The organism is Cellvibrio sp. KY-YJ-3, from assembly GCF_008806955.1.
Taxonomy (GTDB): domain Bacteria; phylum Pseudomonadota; class Gammaproteobacteria; order Pseudomonadales; family Cellvibrionaceae; genus Cellvibrio.
Genome location: NZ_CP031727.1, coordinates 3,004,745 through 3,031,408, shown reverse-complemented (window position 1 = coordinate 3,031,408; position 26,664 = coordinate 3,004,745). Strand labels below are relative to the sequence as shown.

General features: G+C 48.4%; 23 protein-coding genes. 8 read left to right on the top strand and 15 right to left on the bottom strand.

What is annotated here, in order from left to right; all coding sequences use genetic code 11:
• The first annotated feature begins 168 nt into the window (after positions 1 to 168).
• Positions 169 to 879, top strand: coding sequence for a hypothetical protein (locus tag D0B88_RS12810; RefSeq protein ID WP_225318360.1), 711 nt, complete (start codon positions 169 to 171; stop codon positions 877 to 879).
• Here the strand turns inward: D0B88_RS12810 and D0B88_RS12805 are convergent.
• Positions 869 to 1,372, bottom strand: coding sequence for a hypothetical protein (locus D0B88_RS12805; protein WP_151057613.1), 504 nt, complete (start codon positions 1,370 to 1,372; stop codon positions 869 to 871). The genes D0B88_RS12810 and D0B88_RS12805 overlap by 11 nt on opposite strands.
• 87 nt (positions 1,373 to 1,459) lie before the next feature.
• Between D0B88_RS12805 and D0B88_RS12800 the strand changes: the two genes are divergently transcribed.
• Positions 1,460 to 1,918 carry a universal stress protein gene (locus tag D0B88_RS12800; RefSeq protein ID WP_151057611.1) on the top strand — a complete coding sequence of 153 codons (459 nt, stop codon included), beginning with the start codon at positions 1,460 to 1,462 and terminating at the stop codon, positions 1,916 to 1,918.
• Between the two features lie 44 nt (positions 1,919 to 1,962).
• On the opposite strand, the gene D0B88_RS12795 is transcribed toward D0B88_RS12800, so the two are convergent.
• Entirely contained in the window at positions 1,963 to 3,885 is a 1,923-nt protein-coding gene (locus D0B88_RS12795) for an ATP-binding cassette domain-containing protein (protein WP_151057609.1), read from the bottom strand.
• Between the two features lie 176 nt (positions 3,886 to 4,061).
• Here D0B88_RS12795 and D0B88_RS12790 point away from each other — a divergent pair, with 176 nt between their 5' ends.
• A complete protein-coding gene (locus D0B88_RS12790) occupies positions 4,062 to 6,056 on the top strand; it encodes a transglycosylase SLT domain-containing protein (RefSeq protein ID WP_225318359.1) in 1,995 nt (664 codons plus the stop codon).
• Positions 6,057 to 6,155: 99 nt separating this feature from the next.
• On the opposite strand, the gene D0B88_RS12785 is transcribed toward D0B88_RS12790, so the two are convergent.
• Positions 6,156 to 7,103 carry a chemotaxis protein CheV gene (locus D0B88_RS12785; protein WP_007641051.1) on the bottom strand — a complete coding sequence of 316 codons (948 nt, stop codon included), beginning with the start codon at positions 7,101 to 7,103 and terminating at the stop codon, positions 6,156 to 6,158.
• A 256-nt stretch (positions 7,104 to 7,359) separates the two neighbouring features.
• Here D0B88_RS12785 and D0B88_RS12780 point away from each other — a divergent pair, with 256 nt between their 5' ends.
• A complete protein-coding gene (locus D0B88_RS12780) occupies positions 7,360 to 8,592 on the top strand; it encodes an EAL and HDOD domain-containing protein (RefSeq protein WP_151057607.1) in 1,233 nt (410 codons plus the stop codon).
• Between the two features lie 68 nt (positions 8,593 to 8,660).
• On the opposite strand, the gene D0B88_RS12775 is transcribed toward D0B88_RS12780, so the two are convergent.
• From D0B88_RS12775 to D0B88_RS12750, 6 genes are all read right to left on the bottom strand, one after another.
• Positions 8,661 to 8,909, bottom strand: coding sequence for a glutaredoxin family protein (locus D0B88_RS12775; RefSeq protein WP_151057605.1), 249 nt, complete (start codon positions 8,907 to 8,909; stop codon positions 8,661 to 8,663).
• A 60-nt stretch (positions 8,910 to 8,969) separates the two neighbouring features.
• Complete coding sequence (locus D0B88_RS12770) at positions 8,970 to 10,286, bottom strand: DUF5610 domain-containing protein (RefSeq protein ID WP_151057603.1); 1,317 nt, start codon at positions 10,284 to 10,286, stop codon at positions 8,970 to 8,972.
• Between the two features lie 71 nt (positions 10,287 to 10,357).
• Positions 10,358 to 11,251, bottom strand: coding sequence for an FHA domain-containing protein (locus tag D0B88_RS12765; protein ID WP_151057601.1), 894 nt, complete (start codon positions 11,249 to 11,251; stop codon positions 10,358 to 10,360).
• Between the two features lie 106 nt (positions 11,252 to 11,357).
• A complete protein-coding gene (locus D0B88_RS12760; RefSeq protein WP_225318358.1) occupies positions 11,358 to 12,080 on the bottom strand; it encodes a sensor histidine kinase KdpD in 723 nt (240 codons plus the stop codon).
• Positions 12,081 to 12,082: 2 nt separating this feature from the next.
• Positions 12,083 to 13,729: a tetratricopeptide repeat-containing response regulator gene (locus tag D0B88_RS12755; protein ID WP_225318357.1), complete on the bottom strand. Its 1,647-nt coding sequence runs from the start codon at positions 13,727 to 13,729 to the stop codon at positions 12,083 to 12,085.
• Between the two features lie 86 nt (positions 13,730 to 13,815).
• Positions 13,816 to 15,597, bottom strand: coding sequence for a bifunctional diguanylate cyclase/phosphodiesterase (locus tag D0B88_RS12750; RefSeq protein ID WP_151057599.1), 1,782 nt, complete (start codon positions 15,595 to 15,597; stop codon positions 13,816 to 13,818).
• Between the two features lie 161 nt (positions 15,598 to 15,758).
• Between D0B88_RS12750 and cmoA the strand changes: the two genes are divergently transcribed.
• Together cmoA and cmoB are read left to right on the top strand one after the other, a co-directional pair.
• Positions 15,759 to 16,514 (top strand): carboxy-S-adenosyl-L-methionine synthase CmoA, encoded by a 756-nt coding sequence (cmoA, locus tag D0B88_RS12745; RefSeq protein WP_151057597.1) that lies wholly within the window; start codon positions 15,759 to 15,761, stop codon positions 16,512 to 16,514.
• Positions 16,515 to 16,537: 23 nt separating this feature from the next.
• The gene (gene cmoB / locus D0B88_RS12740) at positions 16,538 to 17,506 is read left to right on the top strand and encodes a tRNA 5-methoxyuridine(34)/uridine 5-oxyacetic acid(34) synthase CmoB (RefSeq protein WP_191966584.1); all 969 of its coding nucleotides are present in this window, start codon (positions 16,538 to 16,540) and stop codon (positions 17,504 to 17,506) included.
• A 52-nt stretch (positions 17,507 to 17,558) separates the two neighbouring features.
• Here cmoB and traF read toward each other — a convergent pair whose 3' ends face one another.
• The 6 genes from traF to D0B88_RS12710 all read right to left on the bottom strand — a co-directional run bounded on the left by traF (position 17,559) and on the right by D0B88_RS12710 (position 24,249).
• Positions 17,559 to 18,710 carry a conjugal transfer protein TraF gene (gene traF / locus D0B88_RS12735; protein ID WP_191966429.1) on the bottom strand — a complete coding sequence of 384 codons (1,152 nt, stop codon included), beginning with the start codon at positions 18,708 to 18,710 and terminating at the stop codon, positions 17,559 to 17,561.
• A gap of 276 nt (positions 18,711 to 18,986) precedes the next feature.
• A complete protein-coding gene (locus D0B88_RS12730) occupies positions 18,987 to 19,625 on the bottom strand; it encodes a redoxin domain-containing protein (protein ID WP_191966428.1) in 639 nt (212 codons plus the stop codon).
• Positions 19,626 to 19,715: 90 nt separating this feature from the next.
• A complete protein-coding gene (locus D0B88_RS12725; protein ID WP_151057592.1) occupies positions 19,716 to 21,863 on the bottom strand; it encodes a protein-disulfide reductase DsbD in 2,148 nt (715 codons plus the stop codon).
• A gap of 251 nt (positions 21,864 to 22,114) precedes the next feature.
• Positions 22,115 to 22,870: a phytanoyl-CoA dioxygenase family protein gene (locus D0B88_RS12720; RefSeq protein ID WP_151059432.1), complete on the bottom strand. Its 756-nt coding sequence runs from the start codon at positions 22,868 to 22,870 to the stop codon at positions 22,115 to 22,117.
• Between the two features lie 144 nt (positions 22,871 to 23,014).
• A complete protein-coding gene (locus tag D0B88_RS12715) occupies positions 23,015 to 23,557 on the bottom strand; it encodes a flavodoxin (protein ID WP_151059431.1) in 543 nt (180 codons plus the stop codon).
• Positions 23,558 to 23,745: 188 nt separating this feature from the next.
• A complete protein-coding gene (locus D0B88_RS12710) occupies positions 23,746 to 24,249 on the bottom strand; it encodes a Spy/CpxP family protein refolding chaperone (RefSeq protein ID WP_151057590.1) in 504 nt (167 codons plus the stop codon).
• A 188-nt stretch (positions 24,250 to 24,437) separates the two neighbouring features.
• On the opposite strand from D0B88_RS12710, the gene D0B88_RS12705 reads away from it, so the two are divergent.
• Positions 24,438 to 25,145 carry a response regulator transcription factor gene (locus tag D0B88_RS12705; protein WP_007641018.1) on the top strand — a complete coding sequence of 236 codons (708 nt, stop codon included), beginning with the start codon at positions 24,438 to 24,440 and terminating at the stop codon, positions 25,143 to 25,145.
• Positions 25,145 to 26,542, top strand: a complete 1,398-nt coding sequence (locus D0B88_RS12700) for an ATP-binding protein (protein ID WP_007641016.1) — start codon at positions 25,145 to 25,147, stop codon at positions 26,540 to 26,542. Before D0B88_RS12705 ends, D0B88_RS12700 begins: the two co-directional genes overlap by 1 nt.
• Positions 26,543 to 26,664: the final 122 nt, after the last annotated feature.

Genomic DNA, 26,664 nt, shown 5'->3' with positions numbered 1-26,664 from the left:
GTGACATTAGGCGATGTACTTTTACCGCTACATAGGAAACCCTACCCTGCGCTGAAAAAAAGTTCTATAAATACAGTTAACTTATTGTTTTTAAAATGTTTTATTTTTTGTTATTGCATAACCATAACAGCCAATACAATCCCTGACTTTTATACCGCAGATATCCGCATGACTTTAATCGCAGTTCTTTTTGTTTTGATGATTCTGGCGCTTGTAGCGGTCAGCGCGGTCAACCGCATCCAACTTCGGCAACGGGAACGGAGGCTACAACAACGCCGATTGCGCATCCGCGCTGAAGAGTTGACCGAAGTGGTTAACTGCCTAGCAGAAACACTTCCCAACCGCATGATCACCAAACACATCAACGACATGATCGCGAGCTTGCAACAGCAAATGCTGGCGTTGGAAGAGAAAAACCCCGAGCTTCTGGAACTTGCAATTCAAAAAACAGAGGCGCACTCGGAAGAGTTACTGAGTGGCACTAACCGCCAATCAATTAGCTATCAACGCGAAAGTGATGCACAAATTGCCAAAACCCAGCTCCACTTAAACGACGCAATGCAATTGATCACCCAACTTGCCGCCCAAGGGGTAATTAATGAAGCTGAACTAAGCACATATCTGGGGGAGTTGCGCTGGGCACACTTGATGGTCGCGGTGATGTCCTACATAGGACAAGGGGATAAATCCATGGCGATTAGTGACCGTTTTTCTGCGCAGGCGTTTTACCGCAAGGCACAATATTTACTGATGGAATCCATGCACCAGGATCCACGCCGCTTAAAGATGATCAAAGAGTTGGGGGAATTGGTCGATGGCGGCCGCGACAGTCTTAGCAAGGATTTGCGCGACCCGACAAAATCAAGCGTTATGATTTAGCCTCGCGAATCAGCGCATCCAGGTTACGCAATACTGCTATCACAGCAATCAAAACCTCCTCACCCTCTGTTTCCCGCCAAAAAATACAGGTTCCTGATTTTCCCTGAGCTATAGCTGGCACCGAATGCGGCAACGTCGACAATATTGATGTTAATTGCTCACTTACTTGCGGTATCGGGCGAGCATTGCCTTGCCAATCCCACTCTTTATAGAAATTCCCTTCATGCTCGTATTCGGTGCGCATCAAGACCCAATCATCCATTGACTGCATGGTAGTTGGCGGCGGTAAAAAATAAACGGGGAGTACCGGGGGTTGCTCCATGTCTGTTTTGCGTGCGGGCAAACGCCGCATACCAAACCGTACACCTTGAGCGCTTGCTTGCATCCGTAGCTGCTCTTTGCGTTTTTGCGCCGGACTCGGACGCAACATGGAAATTGGCCCCAGCACCAGCGCAATAGTTACAACCAACAAAACGAAAAACCAGAGGTTCATATAAATCCTTGTGCGATCAAAGGGCGCAATTTTCGCCAGGGCGAACTAAACTCTTAACAGTGACAGTATTCATAGGGGGCAGGAATCATGACAGAAACAATTAGCTACAAGCATATTATTATCGGTGTCGATCTTTCCGAAGATTGCCCCGCCGTGATTCGACGCGCAGCGGGGATAGCCAACACCTGTAATGCAAAACTGACTATTGCCCATGTGCTTGAGCCTATTGCATTTGCTTACGGCGGTGATATGCCGGTCGATTTAAGCGGCGTGCAAGAACAACAAGTACAGAAAGCGGAGGCTGATTTAGCGCAATTGGCCGCATCCAGCCCCTACCCTATCCAGCAGCGCCATGTGTTAGTCGGCCAACCTGCTGCCGAGCTACATTATTTAGCGGAACAGGAATCAGCTGACTTAATTGTGGTGGGCAGTCACGGCCGCAAAGGGTTTTCACTCTTACTTGGTTCTACCCCTAATAGTGTTTTACACGGTGCGACCTGCGACGTGTTGGCCGTGCTCGTCAAAAAACAAACCAGCGATTCCTAAATAACACTATTACCTGGAACGAAAACAATGCAGCGAGAGCAATCCTACTCTTGCTGCATATCTTCAAGCTCTGCCCAGCGCTCAAAACAATCATCCAACTGCTTCTGTGCCGTTGCCAGTTCTTGCAACTTCTGTTCAACCACTGCAGCAGGTTGGCTATAGAAATCTGATGCACTGGTAATCGCAGCCAAGGCTTCCACACTGCTTTCCAAGTGTTCGATTTTTTGTGGCAACTCATCAAATTCTTTTTGAAATTTGTAGCTGAGCTTTTTTATTTTCGCAGGTGCCTTCACCACTTCACTCGATACGGCAGGCTTCTGCTCGACTATCGCGGGAGCTGGCGACTCTGCGGCCGGCAATTCATCAGCTTGCGTCCATTTTCCACCCTGACGTATCCAATCGTCATAACCGCCAATGTATTCGAGCACATTCCCGCGCCCTTCAAATGCAATGACACTGCTCACAATATTGTTCAAAAATGCCCGGTCATGGCTGACCAACAATAAGGTGCCAGGGTATTCGGTGAGGATATCCTCCAACAATTCCAACGTTTCTACATCGAGATCATTGGTCGGTTCATCCAATACCAACAAGTTTGCCGATTTGCTAAACAATTTAGCCAGCAATACCCGGTTGCGCTCACCACCGGAGAGTGCACGCAGCGGCGTGCGTGCGCGTTCACCGCTGAATAAGAAGTCACTCAGGTAGGAGAAAATATGTTTGGACTTGCCATCGATATCGATAAATTCACGCCCTTGAGCAATGTTATCAACGGCATTTTTATTGAGATCAAGTTGATCGCGCAGCTGGTCAAAATAGGCAATTTGCAGATTCGTGCCCAACTTAACGCTACCGGATTGCGGCTCCAACTCACCCAAAATCAGCTTGAGCAAGGTACTTTTACCCGCCCCGTTGGCTCCCACTAAACCGATACGGTCGCCGCGCATAATACGAGTGGAGAAGTTTTTTACTATGACTTTGTCACCGTAGGAATAGGAAACATCCACCAAGTCTGCGACCAACTTGCCTGAGTCACCACTGCTGGCGAGAGTAAAGTTGGCTTTACCGACAACTTCACGGCGCTCCGACCTAGTTTCACGCAATGCTTTCAAGGCTCGAACACGGCCTTCGTTGCGGGTGCGGCGCGCTTTAATACCCTGACGAATCCACACCTCTTCCTGCGCCAATTTTTTATCAAACAATTCATTATGACGGGCTTCATCGGCCAACGCCTGTTCGCGATACACCAAAAAGCTGGTGTAATCACCTTCCCAATAGCGCAAGTGACCGCGATCCAATTCAGCAATGTGCGTTGCCAAAGCCTGTAAAAGCGAGCGGTCATGGGTGATAAAAACCAGCGCACCATTAAAATTCAGTAATTGTTTTTCCAGCCATTCAATTGCAGCAATATCCAGATGGTTAGTGGGTTCATCCAGCAAAAGTACATCCGGATCCAACACTAGCGCACGCGCCAACGCGACACGGCGACGCCAACCACCCGATAGCTCACGCATATAACGATCAGCTGGCAAGTCCAAGCGAGAGATAATTTCCTCGACTTTCTGCTGTAGCAACCACCCGTCATTGGCTTCAATTTTTTGCTGTAATTGAGTCATGCGCTCCAGTTGCGCATCGCTAATCTCGACTGAGTGGGAAATAAAGCGGTATTCCGCCAGCAACTCACCAACGCCTTGAGCACCCGCCGCAACAGCGTCAAACACCAAGCGATCATCCGCCTCGGGCAGATCCTGCTCCAGGCGCGCAACACGAATTCCGGTTTGCCTGACAACCTCTCCCTTGTCCAGATCCACCTCGCCGGCAATCACTTTCAAGAGACTGGATTTACCAGTGCCGTTGCGCCCAATCAGACACAAACGCTGGCCGCGTTCGATGGTCAGATCAACACCATCAAGCAATACTTGCAGGCCATAACTTAGCCCCGCTTTTTCAATTTTAATCAAAGACATAGAAGGAATAATTCAGGTAGTTTTATAACAAAAATGATACTGGCAGAAGCACCGGTGGGCTGTTATTCTCAAAGGAGCCGCATCATATCCCAGCAGGCACACATTACCAACCCGCCACCTGCACTCGCGGACCGTCGCACGAGAATAATTGGCAAGACAAAAATTTGAGGTTCCCCATGAGGTTTTCGAAAATACTTTGGCCGCTGTCATTGAGTGCCAGCGTATTGATCGGCAGTATGACCCTGAGCATCGCCAGCACCGCATCCGCCGCCACTCCTGCCACAACCAAACAAACCGGTAAATCCGATGCCCGCCTAGTCGAACGCCAGCAATACGATCGCGCGCAAAAAGCACTGAATTCCAAAAGCATGGCCGAGTATCGGCAACTGGTTAAAAAGCTGCAGAATTATCCACTGGTTCCCTACCTTGAATACCAGGACCTAAGCGAGCGCCTGATCACTCTCCCGAAAACAGAAGTGGAAAGATTTTTTAACCGCTACCCGGATTCATTTTTGGCCGAACGTCTGACGCATCGCTGGCTGCGAACACTGGCACAACGCGAGCGCTGGACGGACTATCGCCAATTTTACGACGCGCGTTTGACCGACCCGGAACTCGCCTGTCTCAATCTACGCGCGCGCTTGGCAACCGGTGATAAAACTGCACTGGATGAAGTTGGCGCACTTTGGAATATTGAAAAAGCCCAATCCAAAGCCTGCGATCCAGTCTTTGCTGAATGGCGCAAAGCAGGACGCATGACGCCAGAGCTAATCTGGCAGCGTCACCTCAAGGTGCTCAAGGCTGGCAACAATGGCATGGCCAGTTATTTGAGCAACTTGTTACCCGCCACCGAAAAACCGCTTGCATTACTGTTGCAACAAGTCAACACAAACCCACGCTTGTTAAAACAAACATCCAAATTTGCCAAACAATCACCGCAAATGAAAACCGTAATCCTGCACGGTTTAGAAAAACTGGCGCGCACTAATGCCAAAGAGGCGCTCAGTTTGTGGCGAATTTATGATGCACAACAATTGTTCAGCGACGACGACCGCAACGCAATCAAATACCAGATTGCACTGCGCTTGCTCTATCAGGATCATGACGCAGAAGCTGAAAAATTAGTTGCCTCCACACCTAATTTAAACAGTATCGATTTGCTCGAATGGTTATTGCGCGAATCTTTGCGTAAGCAAAATTGGGAGCAAGTAAATGAATGGTTAACGCGCCTTCCTGAAGACGCACGCGCTACCGAACGCTGGCGCTACTGGCAGGCTCGCACTATGGAAGAGTTAGGGATTAAGGAAATTAACGGTGAAACACCCATGGCGATTTACAATACCGTGGCACCGGCACGCAGTTTTTATGGGTTCCTGGCAGCAGATAAAACCGGCATTAACTACCACCTCCTTGACCGCCCGGTTGTGGTTAGCGACGAACAAGTACGCGCCGTCGAAAATAGCCAGGGCATGTTGCGCGCTCGTGAATTTTTAGAGCGAGGGAACCTATCAGCCGCAACGCGCGAATTTTTTTACAGCGCGCGACGCATGAAGCCGGAACAAGCAGCAATTGCAGGGCGCCTGGCAGAGCGTTGGGGTTGGCACCGTCACGGCATTCAAGTTATGGCCGAGGCGCAACTCTGGGATGAATTACAAGTACGCTTCCCGATTGTCTATCAGGATCATGTCACTAAAGCTGCCAAACAAACCTCGGTCAATCCATTGCTGATTTTTGCTGTCGCCCGCCAGGAAAGTGCATTTATGCACGATGCTAAATCACCCGCTGGTGCAGTTGGACTCATGCAATTACTGCCGTCCACGGCAAAACAAACAGCGCAGAAAAGTGGAATGAGTTTTAATGCGCAAGATTTAATAAAACCAGATAAAAATATCGCCTTGGGCAGTCGCTATCTCGATTATTTACTGGGCGTATTTGATGGCAATCGCATTCTTGCAGCAGCAGCCTATAACGCAGGGCCTTCACGCGTGCGCCAGTGGATGAACAAAGAAAAAAATGCGCAATTACCCTATGACGTATGGATTGAAACTATTCCTTTTAAGGAAACACGTGGCTATGTGCAAAATATTCTGTCGTTTTCAGTGATATATGCGTACCGTCTTGGGCAAGAAACAAAGTTTGTAACAGCGGAAGAAGCCAATCGCACACTCTAGGTGCTGTGAGAGAAACGACTTTCACTTGAAAATATATACGCGCAAAAAGAAAGCCGCCAATTAACTTAGCCGGCGGCTTTTTTATTAAATCAAAAAAAATTAATGTGACGCTTGACTTAAAAATACGCGCAATCGCTTTTGCACTACGGCAGCAAGTTCATCCGGCTGAAATTTGGATAAAAAGTCATTGCAGCCCACTTTTTCAACCATTGCTTTATTAAAACTACCGCTAAGCGACGTGTGTAGCACCACATACAAATCGCGTAGCGCTGGGTCTTTTCGCACTTCAGCCGTTAGCCTGTAACCATCCATTTCGGGCATTTCTGCATCGGTCACTAACATAAGAATTTCATCTGTTACCTTGCGCCCGGCCGCTGCCCACTGCCGCAATAAGTTCAACGCCTGCAAACCATCTTGTACCGAAAGCACTTCAATACCAATATTTCCCAAGGTCTCCACAACTTGTTTTACGGCGGTGGGTGAATCTTCGGCCAAGAGTACTTTCAATTTACGCTTACGAGCCTCTTGCGCTAAATCCGAATCCAATATGTCCGCTGAAACCCGGGTGTTGTAGGGAATAATGTCGGCAAGTACACGTTCAACATCCAGTATTTCAACTAACTGATCTTCAATGCGTGTGATTGCCGTTAAAAAATGACCGCGCCCTGTGCCTTTGGGGGGCGGCAATATCAACTCCCAATTCAGGTTAACAATACGATCAACTTCACCAATCAAAAAAGCCTGCACGGAACGATTATATTCCGCAACAATTAAGTTGGCGTTTTCCAAATCTTTAAGCGGACTCATGCCAATCGCCGCCCGTAAATCAATTACAGGCACCGCCTGCCCTCGCAAATGCGCAACACCGCGAATATGGGGATGACTGTGAGGCACGGGGCGCAACTTGGGAATTTTGACAACCTCCTGCACCTTAAACACGTTGATAGCAAAAAGTTGACGCCCGCCCAAGCGAAACATTAACAATTCCAAACGATTCTCGCCCACCAAACGAGTACGCTGATCGATGGAATCCAGTAACTTAGACATGTTGCTACCCTATAACCAAACCAGTTGAGCCGCGAGAATACGGCTGCAGTAAATACACTGCGTATTTTTAAGTGCGAATACCTTTGCAGTATAGCCAAAAATACCTGTCAGACCCGAAATAACCGAATGCCGCAAGAAAGCGCTATAACAAACACATATTGTAAGATATTCTTTTCAAGTTACACTTCAATACGAAGCAAACAGGACGTTCGGAAGCCTCACTTTAACAACAACTAGCATCCAGTCACTTCATACTATGACCGAAACCATACCGCTGCTTGCGCGCCAACCAATTTTTGATGGCAACATGAAAGTTGTTGCCTATGAATTATTGTGTCGCAATAGTGATTTAAAATTTATTGCCACCAGCGATGGCGATGCGGCCAGCTCACAAGTGCTGTTAAATGCATTCACTGAGCTATCGATTGATGAAGTGGTCGGTACGCACAAAGCATTTGTTAATTTCACACGCGCACTACTCAACTCCCCCCCGCCCTTTAGCCGGCAAAAATTAGTTATCGAAGTATTAGAAGGACAGCAGGTCGATGCGGCAATGCTGTTCTCACTGAAACAATTGCGCGAGCAGGGTTACACTATTGCCCTGGATGACTTTGAGTTAAGCAGTGACACTGAGGGGCTGGTTCCCTATGCAGATATAATCAAACTGGATGTACTTGCGTTGTCAGCGGAAAAACTCTTGGCTCATGTCAGCCACTTGAAATCCCTAGGCATCACCTTAATCGCGGAAAAGGTCGAAACCTACGAGATGTATGAAAAGTGCAAAGCATTGGGGTTTGACCTTTTTCAAGGATATTTTTTAGCAAAACCCCGTGTTATCACCGGACGAAAAATTTCTGAAAATAAACAATCCGTATTGCAATTGTTATCAGCACTGCACGACCCCAATGCACCAATCGATAAAATAGAGCGGATGATCGCGCGCGACACGCTCTTAAGTTTTAAACTACTGCGCCTGGTGAATTCCGCCGCTTTTGGTTTATCGCGTAATGTGGAATCACTGCGTCAGGCAATTATGCTCTTGGGGCTCAATAAACTCAGGAATTGGGTTAATTTACTGGCGCTCTCAAACCTGAGCGGCAAACCACATGAATTGAGTATTACCGCCCTCACCCGTGCACGTATGTGCGAAATGATCGCAACCAAAATTAATCAGCGCTCGCGCCCGGACTCTTATTTCACCGTGGGCTTGCTTTCAACGCTAGACGCATTTTTAGATGCACCGTTGGAAGAGTTATTGCGCAATTTATCCCTGAGCGAACAACTGAACCAAGCGATGCTCAAACACTCAGGCCCCGAAGGTAAGGTTCTAGCCATAGTGCAAATGCATGAACAAGGGCGCTGGCAAGATATCGATTGGGATCAACTGGATGAAATGGGGATTAATCCGGAAATTCTGGCGGAAATTTATATCGATGCATTGCGCTGGGTAGCGGAAACAATGAATACACTTGGTATAAGTGCCAATTAAAAATAACGAATCCAATTCACAAATTCAGCTACATACGCAACTGCAATAATTTTTCGAACACCCTGCCATTAAATACTATTGCGAACCAGAAAGGCGGCGGCCTGGGCTGTATCGAACGGCCAACAGAGCTCATCGATATGAGAGGGGGATTTTAAGACAGGAATTTTTACACCGTAACGCTCAATGAGTTCATCAGACTGGGCGATATCAATCTCTTCGAGCACCAGTGAGTAGTTATTTAACAGAGGTTCAACCACCTCCCGCGCCAACTCACAGAGGTGACAACCGGGGGTGGAGTAAAGATAGATAGGCTTCATAGCTGGCATCCGCACAAAAAGTGCAGTTTACCAGCGTCTCACTTGCAAATGCCTGCTGAATTAACGCAACTCCAGGGCCAAAATTTCTTTCATAAACTCACTAAACCGACGCCCCTGAACCTGATCCTGCTCAGTTTCACCGGTTATCTTTTCAGCCATATTGGTCAGTAGTCCCGCAGGCTCGGGGAATACTGATGCACGATCCAGGCTATCGAGTAAATCGCGGATAAAGTTGCCAAGGGGCAACAAGGATTCGCGATTTAGGCCCAATTTATTGCCATTATCAGAAGCGCGCGCAGGCTCAAATACTTCGTATGCTTTGGTGATCTGTTGGATTTCAGCCTGAGCAAGGTTCAGCGCAAAACTACCGATTTGTTCAGAGTCATATCCCAGGTTCATTGCTTGAGTAAAAGCGCCATCCAAATCACCGGCAAAGAATTGACCAGCCAAATCATTTACCCGCCCAAGCAAATCATTGATTGCCACCAGTTCCGCTTCACTCAAGTCGCCTTCAATACTCAGTGAAAATGACTGACTTGCGCTGTAACTGGCGTTGATGGCAGTTACCGATGAGTTACTACGACCAGCCCGCCCTGCCTCTATCGCCAAACCCTCGCTGGAGGCAGCCGTGATAGTGACTTTATCACCCTCTTTGGTGGTTAACTCAAAGCTGAACTCCCGTGCGCGACCATATTCATAGTTGGCATAACCAAGGTACGAGCCAGGTGCGGGAACAAATTCGGGTACATCCAGGGTGACTGGCGCCTTGCCAGTAGCGGCTGAAGTAAGCTGCTCTTTGGCACCAGAGGTGGATTTTTCAGGCTCGGCTGATGGAGCTGTGGCCGCCTCTATGAATTTAGCTCGCAACTCATCAATACCTTCCAGCACCAAATCGTAGGTTTTATCTATATCAGTTTTAATTTCGGGGGATAAGAGGCTCAACGCTTCCAGTTTTTCACTGGCTTCTGCGAAGCCCTTTTTGAAGCCCGACAGTCCGGCTTCCAAACGCGCTTGCAGCTGTTCTTGTGTGGCGCCATCGGCTGCATCCATCTGCAACCGACGTTCGATAAAACCGAGAATATTGTTGGCCACTTTTTCGGCTGTTAGCGGTTCGAAGGCGGCGTACTCATCACTTACCACCTGCCCGCGCGAAGCCAGTTTTTCATAGGCCATCGATAGGGTTTTGTTGACCACCTGCAGCGCAGTCTGGCGCTTTTCCTCCAGCGTCATTACTTTGGCATCTGCAGCCGGGAGTGTATCCAGGTTCTGCGGATTCACAGAACTAATGTTGGCTGGCTTGGCATTGGTTCCACTACCAGAAAGGGTATTGGGCAAGGTGCCATTTAATGAAGTGTTGTTGAGCGAGGAGATAGTCATAAATTCACCTATGTGCTGCATCGGTCTGTAGCATCACAGGTTATCGACCTGCATCTGCAAAACTTAAAGACTTATTTACGCGTTAAGATCAAGGTTGTTATAACCACAATCGCCAAAACAGCCAGCAAAATTAGCCCGAACTTACCTTTGTTACCCTCTTCTGCAACAGGTTTGGCAGGCGCGGCGGCTGCCGAGCGACTCACCGAGGAAGCACGGGTTGCGACCGCAGGTCGCGCAGCAGGGGACGACTTACGCGCAGTGCTGGCGGCGGGTGAATTTGTTGGCTCAAGTGGCACAGCCTTTCGCACCGTGGTTTTGGCCATATCATCGGCTGGCCCCATGACCCCAAAGCTCAAGGCATCAAACCGCAATTCATCGCCACGCTTGACTCTTGCTTCGGCTACGCGTTTGCCGTTGAGGAATGTCCCATTGGCAGAATCCAAATCTTTTACGAACAGCATGCCATCAATAACCTGTAACTGGGCATGACGGCGCGACAAATGTGCCGCGGGCAAGCTGATATCACACTCATTGGAGCGGCCGATAGTTGTGACATCCTTCAGTGGAAACACACGATTGGCCAGTGCGGTGTGGTTTGCCTTTAATGACCAACCCGTTGTTTTGGTCAACACTGCTTGAACACTAGCAACAGGCGCCTCTGTAGACAAACGAGCCTCGCGTTTGGGATCTATTACAACAAGCTCGACAGCACCAATACTGATGTTGTCGCCAGGCTTCAACTCACATGCACCAGTGATTTTTTGTCCATTCACAATCACCGCATGAGTAGGAACGAGGTTGCGCAACGTAAGGTGCTCGTTGTCTACCAACACTTCCATATGTACGTCACTAACCAGCGGGTCATCAATTACCAGCGCGTTGGTCGCCGAGCGACCGATTGTAATTTTGGGTTCTACCAACCATACCGCATTGTATTTATTGTCTTTAAAGCGGATTTTGAGCATAAAAATTAACCTGAAAACAAGACCGGAATGGGTATTGATAATGCAGCAGGCTTATATTGATTTCAACCGTTCAACAACTGCAGTAGCAAATGAATAAAAAAGAAGATTAAGGAAGGTGCAGTTTCAGTACACCGCCACCGAGTGGCCCGCCGTTTTCAATCGTCATATAGCCCTGCCCGCGCTTGGATTTGTGCAGCGATAATACTTTACGCGCAAATAACAAACCTAAACGGGTATTGCCGGAATTGAAAGACACCGATCCCTGGGGAGCAGGCCCTAACAACATAGTCTCCGGGTATCCCTGGCCGTCATCCGCCACACTGATACACAAATAACCATTATCTTCACTCGCACTAATCAGCAAGCGCTCACGGCAATAACGCGCACAATTAACCACCAGATTATTCAACACGCCGCCTAACAATTCACTGTCAAAGTACCACGCCAGGTCGCTGTCGCAATCGACTTCAACACTGATATCACGCGAGGTTAATAGCGCATAATTGCGCGCGATTTGTTCTTCGATGATATCGATCACATGATGCTCGTCAATTAAGATCGCGAGGGTTTTTTCGTCCATTTTATACAGTGACAAAAGCTGCACTAACTCGCCGTTAATACGCGCCGCCTCATACTCCAGAGTGGAAAATAATTTAGCTTGCTGTGCATCCTTAGGCGGCGAAGCCTCCACCATCGCAGAGAGCGTGTTTAACAACATTCCCAATGAATTTTTCATATCATGCACACTGGATGCGAGTACGAATGAAAAATCAATGGGCATCTGATCGTAATCTTGATCCGAATGCTGTGGTGTTGATCTAGGCTCCATACTCAACCTCGCTGCTGTTTTTCGTGGGCCCGAACAAGGCTGTTGTAAACATCATTCAACTGTCTGTAGCGTTGAAATTGCGGATGCTGCTGGGAAATAATTGCCGTGGTTTTGGTAAAAGTTTGCTGAATTTTTTCGCTCAGTGAAACATCAAAACCGGTTTTTAATTTATCGATTAATGCCTGCACATAATTTAAACGCAACCCAACATGGTTGGGTAATTTTTGCAGCGCTGTTTTAAACGCATCTGCTGCTGCAGAAAAATCTTTAGCGTTATAGTGTGCGATACCTTTTTTGTTGATTTCAGCCACCATCAGTTTATTTTTTTCACTGCGCGGCTCATCCAACAAGACATCCAGTTTTTGTAGCTGCTGTTCATTAGCCGCATAGCGGTGCAACAGCTCGGCAAGACACTCTTGTGCCTCATTGGTACGCCCTAGCAACCGCAGCGCACGCACCATTTCTATTTGCACTGGCAAGGCACTTTCATCTTTACTACTGCCTAATGCCGATTGTGCGCTTACCAGAGCATCCTGTGCGCGGCGTTGATCACCGGCACAAACTTGTAGCTGACTCTCCAACAACAAGGATTCCGCTTTACGCAGATTATTTTTGCCAAATTTATCTTCCATATTAACCGCGCAAGCAACTGCATCCCGAACCAGCGGTTTGGCCAGCTCTTTGTCGATAGAAAATAAATCGATAGTGGCTTGGGCGAACAGGGAATGTACATCTGCTTTATCGAAACAGGAATGTTCACCCAGTTTTACCGCTCGCTTGAGCGCATTGGCGGCAGTGAGTAAATCATTATTTTGCTGGGCGACAGCGCCGAGCTCTTGCTGGCGCAAAATAGACAGAGGTGATAGGTCTGTTGCTTTCTGCAACACCTCTTGCAACCCTTCAGTATTATTTTGCAACTTGAATAATTCAGCTTTTAAATCGTATGCCTTCATACACAGAGGGTTGGATTGCAAAATATTTTCCAACCACTGCTGCGCACCGAGCAGATCCTTTTGCGCCAAGCGGGTTTTTACCATACCCAGCTGCGCCCACTCCAATTCGCGATTATCCAATACGGTTCGATACAACTCTTCAGCGGCAGGAAGATTATTTTGTTTGAGATAAAGCTGGCCTAAAATTTTCTGACAACTGTTTGTGTAACGGCTGCCTTGGGCGACCAAATCGTTACATAGCTTTATTGCAAGGGCATCATCGCCGGCTTTTTGGGCGGCCAGAACTTCTTTTAGCTCACTGCGCTGCTCAAACAAGCGATTTAACCGTTGGTCGAGTGCCTTGGGAGTGATGGGCTTGGCAAGGTAGGCGTCAGGCTCGTAATCGTAAGCCGCCATAATGATGCTTTTGCTGGATTCAGCCGATACCAGAATAAACAAACTTTCTGCACAAGGGTTATCGGTCGAGCGCAGCTCTTCCAAAACTTGCTGACCACTTTTTCCCTTGCCCAGATTGTTATCACAGAGAATTAAATCGTAATTACGTGCCTTGCAATAACGCAGCGCCTCTTCACCGGATGCAGCCGAGTCCACATTCCCTATGCCTAAATCCATCAACATTTTGTACAGCGTGCCACGAAAATTCTCAAAATCATCGATAATCAGGGCATGCATCTTGTAAAAGCCAAGATCGGCCATTAGTCCACCTCCGCAAAGAAATCAAGCTAAGGATAGCTCAGGATTCCCCTACCGCTAGGACATAAATGGCTATTCAATCACTGAATTTACACATTATGAACCAGTGATGGTTGGCGGCGGCGCGATAAAAACAAGTTGTTACCGCCCTCTTGCTTTGCACTTTGTTTGGCATCCGCCAGCAGCTGCGATATGTGGTGATGGGTTTTGCAGTAATCCAGATCCGGCTCTACCGCACCAATCGCCAAGGTCAAGGCACCGAATTTTTGCCGGCGCCCCTGGCGATCGGTACTCCAATAATCTGTTGTTTCGGGCGGCATTAATGCTGCACTCATCTGGCTAAAATTTGCCAATATCTGCTCGCAGCGCTGCTGCCAATTGGAGCCGCAAAACACCAAAATAAAATCATCGCCACCAACATGTCCGACAAAATCCTGCTGATTGTCCACTGCCGCACAAAGAATCCGCCCGAGGTTGACAATAACTTCGTCGCCCGCACTGTAACCAAAGGCATCATTAAACGGTTTGAAATGGTTGATGTCGCAATAGGCCACCACAAAAGTTTTTTTGTGCAGCAGCAAATGATCCACCCATTCATACAGGGGGACATTGCCGGGCAACTGGGTGAGTGGATTGCTATGCCGCGCCGCGCGCAGTTTTTCTTCGGTAATCGAGCGCAGCAAATCGCGCACCTTACCGACACCCATGTATTGATTATTTTCACTGACGATAAAATCGACACTTAAATTTTGTTGCGGATCTTCGCTGATTAACTGGCCAACGGTTTTTAAATCAGTAGTGATATCCACCATAATTGACAGTGGGCTGATAAATTCACTGATCGGTTTATGCGCATACAATTCATGGGCAAAACGCCGCGAGAATACATTTAAAATTTCCGCGCGACTGACCATACCCAATGGTCGCCCTTGGTCTACTACCGGCACACAGGTTAAACGCACATCAGCACGAAACATTTTCACCAGTGTTTCCGCAGTCATTGAAGGAGCTACCGCAGTGCAATTCACCACAATTTCGCTGACGCGACGGGTGAAATGATCTTGATAGCGATGCGCCGAGGCGCCCGACAACTGCACCAATTGCAGGGGCAATTCCACTGCCGGTTCGGCCAAGGGGTAGGCAATAAAATAACCTTGGGCGTAGTCCACACCCATAGTAATCAGGGTGGTGAATTCCGCCGCGGTTTCTATGCCTTCAGCAATCGCTTTGTGCCCCATGCGGTGAGCGATATCGAGAATAGCGCGCACAAATTCGCGCTTTACCGGGTCTTTATCAATGCCTGAAATAAAATGGCGATCAATTTTCACATAGTCGGGGCACAACTCACTCCACACCCGCAGACCGGCATAGCCCGCGCCCAAATCGTCCAGCGCGACTGCAAAACCCTGCCGCTGAAAGTGATCTGATGCGGCGCAGAGTAAATCCAACTCATCCAGCGGCTGGCTTTCGGTTAACTCAAACACCAAGCGCTCGGCGCTGAGCCCTACCCTTTGCAAAATTTCCCGGGTCACACCATCCCGATACTGGCTATCGGTAAAGCTGATTGGGCTCATATTCAAAAACAGCTTGCCGGGTAGATTCAGCTCCGCAAAACGCTCACAGGAAACCTCACGGCAGGCGAATTCAAGTACCGCGAGTAAACGCGACTCGCGCGCTACGGCAAACAGGCTATCGGGCTTGTGCAGGGGGCTGTCTTCCGGGCCGCGAATCAGCGCCTCATAACCAATAATGCGCGGGTTTTCCACCGCCATAATTGGCTGGAATACAGGGGTTAGCAGCTTGAACTCAATCAAGCGACGCAATTCCTTGTGCAGAAAGGATGAATTAACAACAGAGTTCTGCAGATGCATAGGGCGACAACTTTACAGCGGACGAAGGTAGGGGTACTAACCAGAATAATCGCGCCAAAAGATGACAGTTTTATGAATCGTCAAATTTGTTGTCCCCGACGTTGAGCGCTACAATGCCCGCCCCGGCAGCAACCTGCCCATTTCTTCGTCAAGCAGTTGATATGACACACAACAGCGACCACTCGCCCAAGACCAATCCAGATACGATTTACGCCAACCCGCTGGCCGAAGTCAGCCGTTTTGCATTTGATGAGCGCGTAGTGGATGTCTTTCCCGACATGATCAAACGTTCGGTTCCCGGTTACGCCACCATCATTAACATGATTGGCAATCTCGCTGAACGCTACGCACAAGCCGATAGCCATTGCTACGATCTGGGCTGCTCCTTAGGTGCGGCCACCCTCGCCATGCGCCATCGCATTCAAGCGGCTAATTGCAAAATTATTGGCGTTGATAATTCAGCCGCAATGATTGCGCGCTGCCAACAGGTAATTGCGGCTGATAGTGGCGAAGTACCCGTAGAGTTGATTGAAGCTTCAATTGGCGATGTAAAAATCACCAACGCCTCCATGGCAGTACTGAATTTCACGTTGCAATTTATTGCGGTGGAAGAGCGATTGCAGACCCTCAGCGCAATTTGTTCCGGGCTAAACCCGGGCGGCGTATTAATCCTCTCGGAAAAAGTCGCATTTGATGATGAACCGCATCAACAACTGATGACTGAACTACACCATAATTTCAAACGTGCCAACGGTTATAGCGATTTGGAAATTGCGCAAAAACGTGCGGCGATTGAAAATTATTTAATTCCGGAAACACTGGATGCACATCGTCAGCGTTTGCGCTCGGCGGGATTTTCCAGTGTGGATGTTTGGTTTCAATGTTTTAATTTTGCGTCGCTGATTGCGATTAAATAACTCAAGGCTTTGTAGTGACCCAGATTAATTACGACTATTTACTTCACGCACTGGAAGATACCGCGCTCGCTGATTGGGCCAAAATACTACCGGAGCAAATTGCCGCCGGTCTCAGTGAAAAACGCTACGGTGATTTGGCTGGCTGGAAAGCCTCATTGACTAAATTACCCACCGTACCCAGCGAGCACATTGAATTAATGGATGCGGTGCGCATTGGTGCGAGCGATGATTGTGACGAAACCACGCGTGCAACGATTAAATCAGTTTTGCAGGAATTAATTCCCTGGCGCAAAGGCCCTTACTTTGTACACGATATCCATATCGATACCGAATGGCGCTCCGATTGGAAATGGGATCGCGTATTACCGCATTTGGCACCGCTCAAAGATCGCCTGATTCTCGACGTAGGTTGTGGCAATGGTTATCACTGCTGGCGCATGCTGGGTGCGGGCGCAAAGCGGGTAATCGGCATAGACCCATCACCACGCTTTATTGTGCAATTTCATATGATCAAACATTTTGCCGGTGCTCATCATCCGGTTGATGTATTGCCACTGGGAATTGAAGAACTACCGGAAAAATTGCACGCGTTTGATACGGTGTTTTCCATGGGCGTTTTTTATCATCGCCGCTCGCCAATGGATCACTTATTGGAATTAAAAAATACCCTGCGCCCAGGCGGACAACTGGTGCTGGAAACCTTGGTCATTGAAGGTGGCTTGGGGGATGTACTGGTGCCGGAAGGCCGTTACGGCATGATGAATAATGTATGGTTTTTACCAAGCTGCGACACCATGCTTTCCTGGTTGCGCAAAATGGGTTACCACAACCCGCGCGTGGTAGATATTTGCCCCACCACCACCGAAGAACAGCGCGCAACGGAATGGATGCGCTTTCACTCACTGCCCGAATTTTTGCACCCTGACAATTCCGCACTAACGGTTGAAGGCCACCCGGCGCCCATCAGAGCAGTGTTTGTTGCAGAAGCCTAAAAAAAACCCCGACAAGCAATCTTGCCGGGGATTTTTTATTGCACCAAGAAAATTAGAAACGCAAACCCAAACTTAACGCAGCACCTTCAGTTTCTTCCGAGCCGGTAATATAAGCCAGGTTAAGTGCGCCTACACCTACACCAAATGAATAAGTATCATCCAACGTGTTTTTGGAATCCTGCTCAATACCAGTGCGCAAACGTAACCAATCCCACGCACTGTATTCAAGGCCAACACGCATCAACTGCACCTCGCCACCCAAACCAATTGCCGGTACCGAGTTTAAATCTGCCGCTACTTCTGCTTTGAAGTTTCCATTCACATAACCCACAGCACCGGTCATTTGACGCTCAATGGAAATAGTTTCTTCCGGGTCAATGGTTTTGTAAGTTTTGTCTTGCAAATTATTAACTACCAAACCGTAACGCATCTTGCCAGCCATATAGGTCAAGCCAAGGTCATAATTCATTGCGTCTTCTTTAAGCGTGTAATCGTCAGCATCAAAATCGTCTTCATCGAAGTCGGCTACATTCGAAGTGTAAATAATACTTTCTACTTCAACTTTTTTCGGTTTGAATCCAACTAATAAGTGATTGCCATTAGCTAGAGAAAATGCTTTCGAAAAAGAAACACCTATATCGGTCACAATGGCACCATGCCCCGTGATCTCTGATTCCAATTCAGCATCAAGATCAGAGGGATTAAGATTTTGTTCCAAATAGCGATCAATCAAATCCAAGTCGGCGTCTGACACATCTGGAGCAAGCGACACATAACCACGCGCATTAACAATAAATGCCAAGGACACCAGCTCATTGGGAATTGACACCACCAAGTTTGCACCTGCCGCTACACGAGCAGAATCACCATCAATGTCTTCCAAGCGACGCTTTAAATCTTCGGCTTGCGCCTCACTTAATTCACTGACGTTTTGCAGATTATCAATGACATCAACCAATTCATCAGCCTGATCAATCAAATCATCTTTATCTGAACCTAAGGCTCCGACGCTGAACAACAGCGCGAAATCATCCTTCTCTGGATTATAAGAGGCGCCCAAACTTGGATTCAGCAATACGCCTTCCGAGTAGTTACCGGTTGCATAGGCAGCACCAGACATACCTGAAAAGCTGCCGTGGAATTCACCTGCAATTGAAGGCAATGAAGCGCTTACCAATGCAATACTCAAGAGCGTTTTTTTCATTAGGATATTCCTTAGATAAGTATAAATTTTAAACAGCGCAGTAAACCCCAAGGGATCAAGTTGATCCATTTACAACGCCTGCAAGCCAGCGGGAAAACTTGCGCAAAAAATCGCCAAACCATGACTTATGTCACAGTTATTGGAAAGGATAGCAGAGAAGTATTGAGGGGCAAGGAATAACCCTGAAACGGGCTGGGTAGAAATACTCTGCTACTCATTAGGGAAATAAGACCCTAGTGAGTAGCAGAGAAAAGGTTTTATACAAACCTGAACGAATTAACTCGCGTATTTAATAGAGCAACCATAAGGTGCAGTGCTAGGATTAGGTACTTTGCTGCCCGCTTTTACCGCTTCCAATGCTTCTTTCACATAGGGTACAGCTTTGGGAATATCTTCCGCTTTATTGGATTTGATGCTGTCGATTCCACCTTTGTAAACCAGTGTGCCCTCCGCATCAATCACAAACATATGGGGTGTAGTCTGCGCGTTATAGAGTTTGCCGATAGTGCCATCGGCATCAAAAATTACATTGCTCGGCACCGCGCCACGCTGCTCATTTAAACTCAACGCAGTTGCTGCATCCACATGGCCTTGTTTGCCCGGTGCAGAAGAAATAATTTGCAACCACACAACGCCATCTGCAGTCGCCGCCTTTTGTAAGGCCGGGATATTGCCACTTAAATCATAGTGTTTTTTCACATAGGGGCATTCGTTATTGGTCCACTCCAGCACCACAGTTTTGCCTTTTAAATCCGCAAGATTAATGGTTGAACCATCGGCGGCGGCGCCAGAAAAAGCCGGTGCCGGTTTATCGATAATAGCTTCCGCCCAGACTGGCACCGCCGCCACAGTAAACAATACACTGGCCGCTACCATTTTTGTCAGTAATGTTTTTGCACTTTGAATAGTTAACATAAAAAACTCCTATTAATTTCAGTTAATTTACTTACCAACATTTGCAATCAACTACTTAGCAATAACTAACTCACACTCGTTTTTACAGTTTTAAAAATCTGTTTTTTCCAACACATTAACCACCATGTCCGGCGTTAATATTTGCGGCAATACTTGCGGCGTTGACGCGGCAGCTGGATAAAAAAGATAAAGCGGAACACCGCTGCGATTAAATCGTTTTAGAAATGCCGTAATTTCCGGATCGCGATTAGTCCAGTCGCCTTTCAAATAAGTAATGTCACCACGCGCAAATGCAGCAATGACATTTGCATCACTCAGCGCGACTCTTTCGTTAACCAAACAACTAATGCACCAGGCAGCGGTGAAATTAACAAAGACAGGTTTGCCCTCGGCGAGCAATGCATTTAACCGGGCTTCACTAAATGCCTCCCAGTGTTGGGTTGAGGGGGCATTTTCTGCAGTCGCTTGCGCGCGCGAGGTATTGATACTCACAACAGTGATTGCCACTACACTCGCAATTAATACCAACGCTCCAAAACTACCCACATAATTCCAGCGGGTGGAGGCATAGCGAGTGCCGTTGTAAATCCATGCTGCAAGTGCGATGAGCAACATCCCCCCCAATGCAATGATGAGCGAATTAATTCCCGCTTGTTGCACCAGCACCCACACCAGCCAAATCGCAGCGGCATACATGGGAAATGCCAGCAGCTGTTTCATGCGCTCCATCCAGGCACCGGGGCGCGGCAACCAGCGCTGTAATCTGGGCCAACAGGTGAGCAATAAATAGGGCAAGGCCAAACCCAACCCCAAACTTAAAAATACTGCCATGATGATTAACGCGGGTTGCGCCAAGGCATAACCCAGTGCTGCCGCCATAAACGGTGCAGTACAGGGTGTTGCAACAATCGTCGCCAATACACCGGTAAAAAAGCTACCGCCGTAACCGGGCTTTTCTGCCAGCGAAGAGCCCACACCCACCGCCGAACCGCCGATATAAAAAACACCTGACAAACTCAAACCCACCGCAAACATCAAATAGGCAACCGCGACTACAAATAACGGCGATTGAAACTGAAAACCCCAACCAATTTGCGCACCACCCGCTTTTAATAAAATGAGTATCAACGCCAACAGTGCAAAACTTGCCAAAACGCCCAGAGTGTAAGCGACACCGTGTAAACGTATCTGCGTAGGCGATTGGTTGGCGTGACTAATCAGTGACAGCGCTTTTATCGATAACACGGGAAATACACAGGGCATTAGGTTGAGAATCACCCCACCGATCAGAGCCAACAGTAGCGCATTAATCACACCCGACACTTCTGCGGTAGCAGGCGTATTGGTACTCGCGATGGTTAGCGGGACATCAACCTCAAGACCGCGAGTTATTAACGACGGTTCTGATTCACTCAGAGAATCCCGCTCTTTAATAACGAGAACGCCCTTCAAGGACTGGCCTGCCGTCAACGGTGCCTCACCTGTTTCAATGGTTAGTTCTAGACCTTGCGCTGTAGCCTTCATTAACTGCGGGCTGCTTTGTTGAATTCGCCCCCAATCGTAGGGATAAAACCAAAGCTCTTTTACCTGAGAAATTTGTGCGGCGGGCAATGCGAGCGTCAGGCTGAGCTGCGCACGCCCCGTGGTCGTATTAGCGGGGGTTTGTGTCGTAGTAAGCGTGTAAGGGCTGGCAACCGGCAATTGCGTCAGCGCCTGTTCAATGTAAGGACTGCCCTGCCCGACTGACGCTGAATCGCCAACAACTGGCAGCGTGAGCGAAAGCTCCACTTGCTGGGGAATACATTCCTCTTCACAGACCAACCAATCCACTACCGCGGCAGCGGTAAAAGTATCACCCGGTTGCAAATTCGCAGGCGCCGTTATTTTGGTAAGTAAAGTGACGTTGGATTCGTAGCCGTAATTGGTGACGGGACCTAACGAAAAGCGGCTTGGTGAAGGCCAAAGGATATCGCCCGCTGTAGCGCCTTCAGGTAAAGACCATTCGATAGTAGTGGCATTACCTGAATCGCCCGGGTTCACCCAATAGGTATGCCAGTGAGGAATAATTTGTTGGTTGAGGCCAAGATAAAAATCGCTTCCCGGTTGCACTGCTGCCACCGAAGCCACCAATTGCGCCGCCACTTGCTCGGTAGCAGCGCGATCAGACTGTGCATGCGCTGCATTCGTAAAAACCATCAGCAGCAGACAATGCGCTAACCGCCACAAAAAGCTATTCATGTATCACCTGGTTCATTATCACCCTCTTTATTATTACCCGATGCCCCTTCATCCAGCTCAGTAACGAATAGAGCAACTTAAACCCGCTAGGTTTCGATTGAGGTTTTAACACTGAAGTTTCTTAAATGGGAATAATTTACTTTTCTTGAAGCTCTAGCGATCACACGGTGAAGCCAGCTTGACGATAAATTACATATCGCTGCGATCAAGAAATCACAACTGGTGATGAATGTTGGTGGTATGAAAAAGAGTTACGCCAGGGGGATTTCTGGCTTCAGCGCGGAACGAGTGCCTGCTTTTGGCGGGTTGTCGGCAGAGCGGTAAGTAAAGACCATGGAGAACTTGGTCATGCCAGTCGTGTTGCGACCAGCCGCATGAAATAAATTACTGTGGAAGAGCAACAAATCGCCCTGCACCAAGGGTACGGGTAAGGCTGCGCTCAACAGTCCTTCGTTCACGGCTAAATCAGTGCGGAGAAACTGGTATTGATCCAGCTGATTAACATCGATAACAACCCGATGTGAACCGGGAATCACCCAAAGACAACCGTTTTCGGGCTGTTCATTGCCCAGCGCCAACCAAGCTGACACCAACTCAGGGCGCGCAAAATGCCAGTAACGACTATCGCGATGCCAACCAGTTGTGCTCGAAAATGCTGGCTGTTTGGTCATGATGCAATTGTGATGGGCTTGGGACAGGGTTACGCCCTCCCCGAGCAATTGAATCAACAGGCTTTTCAGCGGCTCACCCGTCGCCCACGCTAACAATTGCGGGCTGCGCTCGGTGGCCATCAACAAGCGACGCGCCGTTGCCCCTCCTTCGGCTGTGCGTGATTCAGGTGCTCCCGGGTAACGAGTATCCGCCTCAAACTCGATGGGTATTGCTTGCTTGGCAAGCTCGTCTTTGGCGAAAGCCACAATCTGTTCACACAGAGCCGGACTCGAAAAAGCCGGCACAACAACATAACCATCGCGCTGGAAAGCAAGCATTTGTGCAGACGTCAGCATCACAATAGATGACTCGTAGAAGAAAGTGAGGAAAGTGCAGTTAACAAAAGCGCCGTTAACAGTAACCCAACTATTAACGGCTAAAAATGAAGTAACGACTAAAAATAGAAAATGGATCTGCCGGACTCGCGGAATCGACCAAATTTAGTCTTGCAGCATTTCCAGCGGGGTATCCAAACCAAACTCTACATGGATTTGCGCACACCAGCGGTTGAGTCGATCAGCACTGAGGTTTTCCTGCTGATCTTCATCGAGTGCCAAACCTACAAACATACCGGCGCCGGGAATTTCCGCTTTGGATGCTTCGAATTCATAGCCTTCGGTAGGCCAATGACCAACGATTTCGGGACCGCTCTGGATAATTACATCGTGCAGCATGCCCATAGCATCCAAAAAGTAATCGCCGTAGCCAAATTGATCGCCCAAGCCAAAGAGCGCGACTTGTTTGCCAGAGAAATCTACGGCAGCAATATCATCCCAAAACTCTTCCCAGTCGGATTGGATTTGACCGAAATCCCAGGTGGGAATACCAAGAATCACTTTGTCGTATTGGGCAAAATCCAACTGGGTAACATCAGCGATATCGCGCACATCAACTACATCTTCACCAAAACGCTTTTGAATACGGTAGGCAACGCGTTCGGTATTACCTTCGTCACTGCCAAAAAACAGACCAATCTGGGCCACAATAACCTCGAAATGCTGGGAAAATGAAGTTGCTGACACCGGGGGAATAATCACACCGGAGGCAAAGAAATCGGCGCGGATTTTCCCAAGATTGGGCAGCGCAAGCAAGCCTATTAACGTCCCCCTCACAATAAATAACCCCGGCAAGCCGGGGTCAGTGAACTAGCGTTTAGGATGCAGTGCAGAAATTAGCTACTTTTACTCTCGCTGTCGTTTTTACGACTCCCCTTGCGCTCCATACGCTTGGACTTCATTTCAGCGAGGGTCTGTTTTTGCTCATCGGTAAGTACCGCCAAAAAGGCTTGATGATTTTTTGCCCCCGCCAGCGCCTGCTGTGCCTGCAAACGTCCCAGCGTTTCTGCCAACGCATTTAACTCGGCATCATTTGCGCCTGCCTCAGTGGCAGTATTCAAAGCTGTGCGCGCTTCTTTAAGTTGATCATGCAAAGCAGCACGGGCCGCTTTATTTGCTTCGCGCTGGGACTTGAGCGTTTCTTTTTGCGCATCACTTAAATCCAAAGCGCGCTCCATACGGCCAAAATGACCGGCATGCTTTCCGCCATAGTGACCATCTTTCCCAGTGTGGTAAGTCCCACTGTCACAAGGTTTGGCGTCGGCGGCGATACTGGGAACAACCATACCGGCAGCACCTAGAAGCAATGCACCTGTTGCTAATAATTTGATCGCTTTCATATCAAGATCCTCGGATAGATTAGGTTGACTGAAGCGCCGGATTGCGTGAACAGCGCCAGTGAAGTCATTATGGGCGCCATCATGTTAAGATTAGTTAACAATTCCCAAAGAATCATGACTCTCACCAAGGCCTGGTGCACACTCAGCGCCTCAAATAACGCCTTATATAACAAGGGTATGTAATCGCTATGCTCAAGGTTCTCCTCATCGACGACGATAAAGAACTCAGCCAATTACTGAGTGAATATCTGCACACTGAAGGGTTCACTATAGATACCGCCTACGACGGTCAAACAGCGCTGGAACTTGCGCTGAAGAACCCCTATTCGGCGATAGTGCTGGATGTGATGCTGCCCGTTCGCAATGGCTTTGATGTGCTGAAAAACTTGCGCCAGCACAACCAAACACCGGTGATTATGTTAACTGCCAAAGGCGATACGGTTGATCGCGTGATCGGTCTTGAAATCGGTGCTGATGATTACCTGGCAAAACCCTGCGACCCTCGTGAATTGGTCGCACGGATTCGTGCGATTTTACGTCGCGCCAATCAAAAAGAAGTCTCGACCAACAGCGTTGAACGCTTGTCCTCGGGTAAATTGTCCCTGCATTTGGGTACCCGCACCACAACCTGGGACGGCAATGAAGTTCCACTCACCGGCACCGAGTTCAGCGTGCTTGAAATTCTGGTGCGCCGCGCTGGTCAAGTAATTAGCAAAGACGATATGACCGAGCAGGCACTGAATCGAAAACTAACCCCTTACGATCGCAGTATTGATGTGCATGTCAGCAATATTCGTAAAAAAATCACCGCAGCAGGCTCATCCAAAGATTTAATTATCAACGTACGCGGTGCGGGTTACATGCTCACTATGAACGATGATGAATCCGGCACTTGATGACACGCCTCTACCTAAAAATATTTTTCACGTTTTGGTTGATTACGGTGGCGATTATTATCGGCACCAATTTAGTCGTGCATTGGTTTGATATAACACCGGATGGCAAACTGCAGCACAGCAGCACCGCTACCGATGAAGACCCTGCAAAACGCTTACTATTTCAAATGGTCGGCAGTGCAATTAACCGCAATACCACTCAATTAACCCAAGACCTGCGCGCAATGCCGAGCTGGTCGACGCGTTTTGTTTATGTGGTAGATAAACGCAATCGCGATTTGCTCGACCGACCGCTTCCGCCCGGCGTAATGTTCCTTGCCCCCCGCTTAACCAGCAAGCACCCTTTTGACAAGGTGCAAGATCGCAATCGCAAACTGTTTGGTCGCTACATCACCTTGAATGATGGCAATAGCGTTAAGTTAATCACCATTTCAGCAGGCCGCGACGAAGGGCAAGACCGCGACATCATCTGGGAATTGTTTATCGACAATATCTGGCCGCTGCTATTGGTTTCGATTCTGGTCAGTGGCTCTGCCTGTTTTTTCCTCGCGCGTCATTTCACCCGTAGCATCAACACCCTGCAAAAAGCCACACATCAAATTGCCCGCGGCGATTTGAGTGTTCGTATCAGCGAGCAATTTCGCGGTCGCAACGATGAAATTGCCGCACTCGGGCGCGACTTCGACAACATGACCGAACGGCTTGAAAAGGCCATGCAAGAACAGAAGCGATTAATTAAAGATGTATCCCATGAATTGCGTACACCACTCGCCAGATTGCAAATCGCGTTGGCATTAGCGCAGCAAAAAAGTGGCGGGGTAATTGATCACGAACTGGGTCGCATTAAACAAGCGGCCGATTATCTAAATGACATTATTACGGAGATTCTAACCCTTCCCATTCAAGGCCAGGATGGCTGGGTACTAGATGATGTGCTTGATCTGGTATCGCTGGTACAAACTCTCATTGAAAACTATCAGTTGGATGCACGCGAAAAAAATATTCGTATTGAATTTAAATCCAACCTCGATGAAGCGCTGGTGGCCACTCACGGGAACATGCTGGTGGGAGTCTTTGAAAATACCCTGCGTAATGCCCTGCTCTACACGCCCCCAAATTCAGAAATTTGTATTCAACTTAACGAAACCGGCGATGGCGAACACTACCGCATCCAAATTATGGATCAGGGCCCCGGTGTACCGGAGGATGCCTTGGAGGATATTTTCCAACCCTTCTTCCGCACCGACCAGGCCCGTGCACGCGAGAGTGGCGGCTATGGACTGGGGCTCGCTATTGCACATCGCAGTATTGCTCTGCACAAAGGCAAAATATGGGCAGAAAACCGCCCTACCGGTGGTCTAACTCTGGGTATTTTACTGCCCCAGATCAACACCTAATCCAGCAAACCTCATCCGCATCCCCCCACCCGATTAACAATTGAGTGGGGTGACATTTTTTTGACTAGCGGCCATTGCCCTGTTGAAACATCCCACCAACACCGCCTTTTTTTTGGCATTCA

Excerpts from the sequence above, each read along its gene's own strand:
- D0B88_RS12810 (WP_225318360.1), top strand. The coding sequence starts at position 169 with ATGACTTTAATCGCAGTTCTTTTTGTTTTGATGATTCTGGCGCTTGTA.
- D0B88_RS12805 (WP_151057613.1), bottom strand. The coding sequence starts at position 1,372 with ATGAACCTCTGGTTTTTCGTTTTGTTGGTTGTAACTATTGCGCTGGTG.
- D0B88_RS12800 (WP_151057611.1), top strand. The coding sequence starts at position 1,460 with ATGACAGAAACAATTAGCTACAAGCATATTATTATCGGTGTCGATCTT.
- D0B88_RS12795 (WP_151057609.1), bottom strand. The coding sequence starts at position 3,885 with ATGTCTTTGATTAAAATTGAAAAAGCGGGGCTAAGTTATGGCCTGCAA.
- D0B88_RS12790 (WP_225318359.1), top strand. The coding sequence starts at position 4,062 with ATGAGGTTTTCGAAAATACTTTGGCCGCTGTCATTGAGTGCCAGCGTA.
- D0B88_RS12785 (WP_007641051.1), bottom strand. The coding sequence starts at position 7,103 with ATGTCTAAGTTACTGGATTCCATCGATCAGCGTACTCGTTTGGTGGGC.
- D0B88_RS12780 (WP_151057607.1), top strand. The coding sequence starts at position 7,360 with ATGACCGAAACCATACCGCTGCTTGCGCGCCAACCAATTTTTGATGGC.
- D0B88_RS12775 (WP_151057605.1), bottom strand. The coding sequence starts at position 8,909 with ATGAAGCCTATCTATCTTTACTCCACCCCCGGTTGTCACCTCTGTGAG.
- D0B88_RS12770 (WP_151057603.1), bottom strand. The coding sequence starts at position 10,286 with ATGACTATCTCCTCGCTCAACAACACTTCATTAAATGGCACCTTGCCC.
- D0B88_RS12765 (WP_151057601.1), bottom strand. The coding sequence starts at position 11,251 with ATGCTCAAAATCCGCTTTAAAGACAATAAATACAATGCGGTATGGTTG.
- D0B88_RS12760 (WP_225318358.1), bottom strand. The coding sequence starts at position 12,080 with ATGGAGCCTAGATCAACACCACAGCATTCGGATCAAGATTACGATCAG.
- D0B88_RS12755 (WP_225318357.1), bottom strand. The coding sequence starts at position 13,729 with ATGGCCGATCTTGGCTTTTACAAGATGCATGCCCTGATTATCGATGAT.
- D0B88_RS12750 (WP_151057599.1), bottom strand. The coding sequence starts at position 15,597 with ATGCATCTGCAGAACTCTGTTGTTAATTCATCCTTTCTGCACAAGGAA.
- cmoA (WP_151057597.1), top strand. The coding sequence starts at position 15,759 with ATGACACACAACAGCGACCACTCGCCCAAGACCAATCCAGATACGATT.
- traF (WP_191966429.1), bottom strand. The coding sequence starts at position 18,710 with ATGAAAAAAACGCTCTTGAGTATTGCATTGGTAAGCGCTTCATTGCCT.
- D0B88_RS12730 (WP_191966428.1), bottom strand. The coding sequence starts at position 19,625 with ATGTTAACTATTCAAAGTGCAAAAACATTACTGACAAAAATGGTAGCG.
- D0B88_RS12725 (WP_151057592.1), bottom strand. The coding sequence starts at position 21,863 with ATGAATAGCTTTTTGTGGCGGTTAGCGCATTGTCTGCTGCTGATGGTT.
- D0B88_RS12720 (WP_151059432.1), bottom strand. The coding sequence starts at position 22,870 with ATGCTGACGTCTGCACAAATGCTTGCTTTCCAGCGCGATGGTTATGTT.
- D0B88_RS12710 (WP_151057590.1), bottom strand. The coding sequence starts at position 24,249 with ATGAAAGCGATCAAATTATTAGCAACAGGTGCATTGCTTCTAGGTGCT.
- D0B88_RS12705 (WP_007641018.1), top strand. The coding sequence starts at position 24,438 with ATGCTCAAGGTTCTCCTCATCGACGACGATAAAGAACTCAGCCAATTA.
- D0B88_RS12700 (WP_007641016.1), top strand. The coding sequence starts at position 25,145 with ATGACACGCCTCTACCTAAAAATATTTTTCACGTTTTGGTTGATTACG.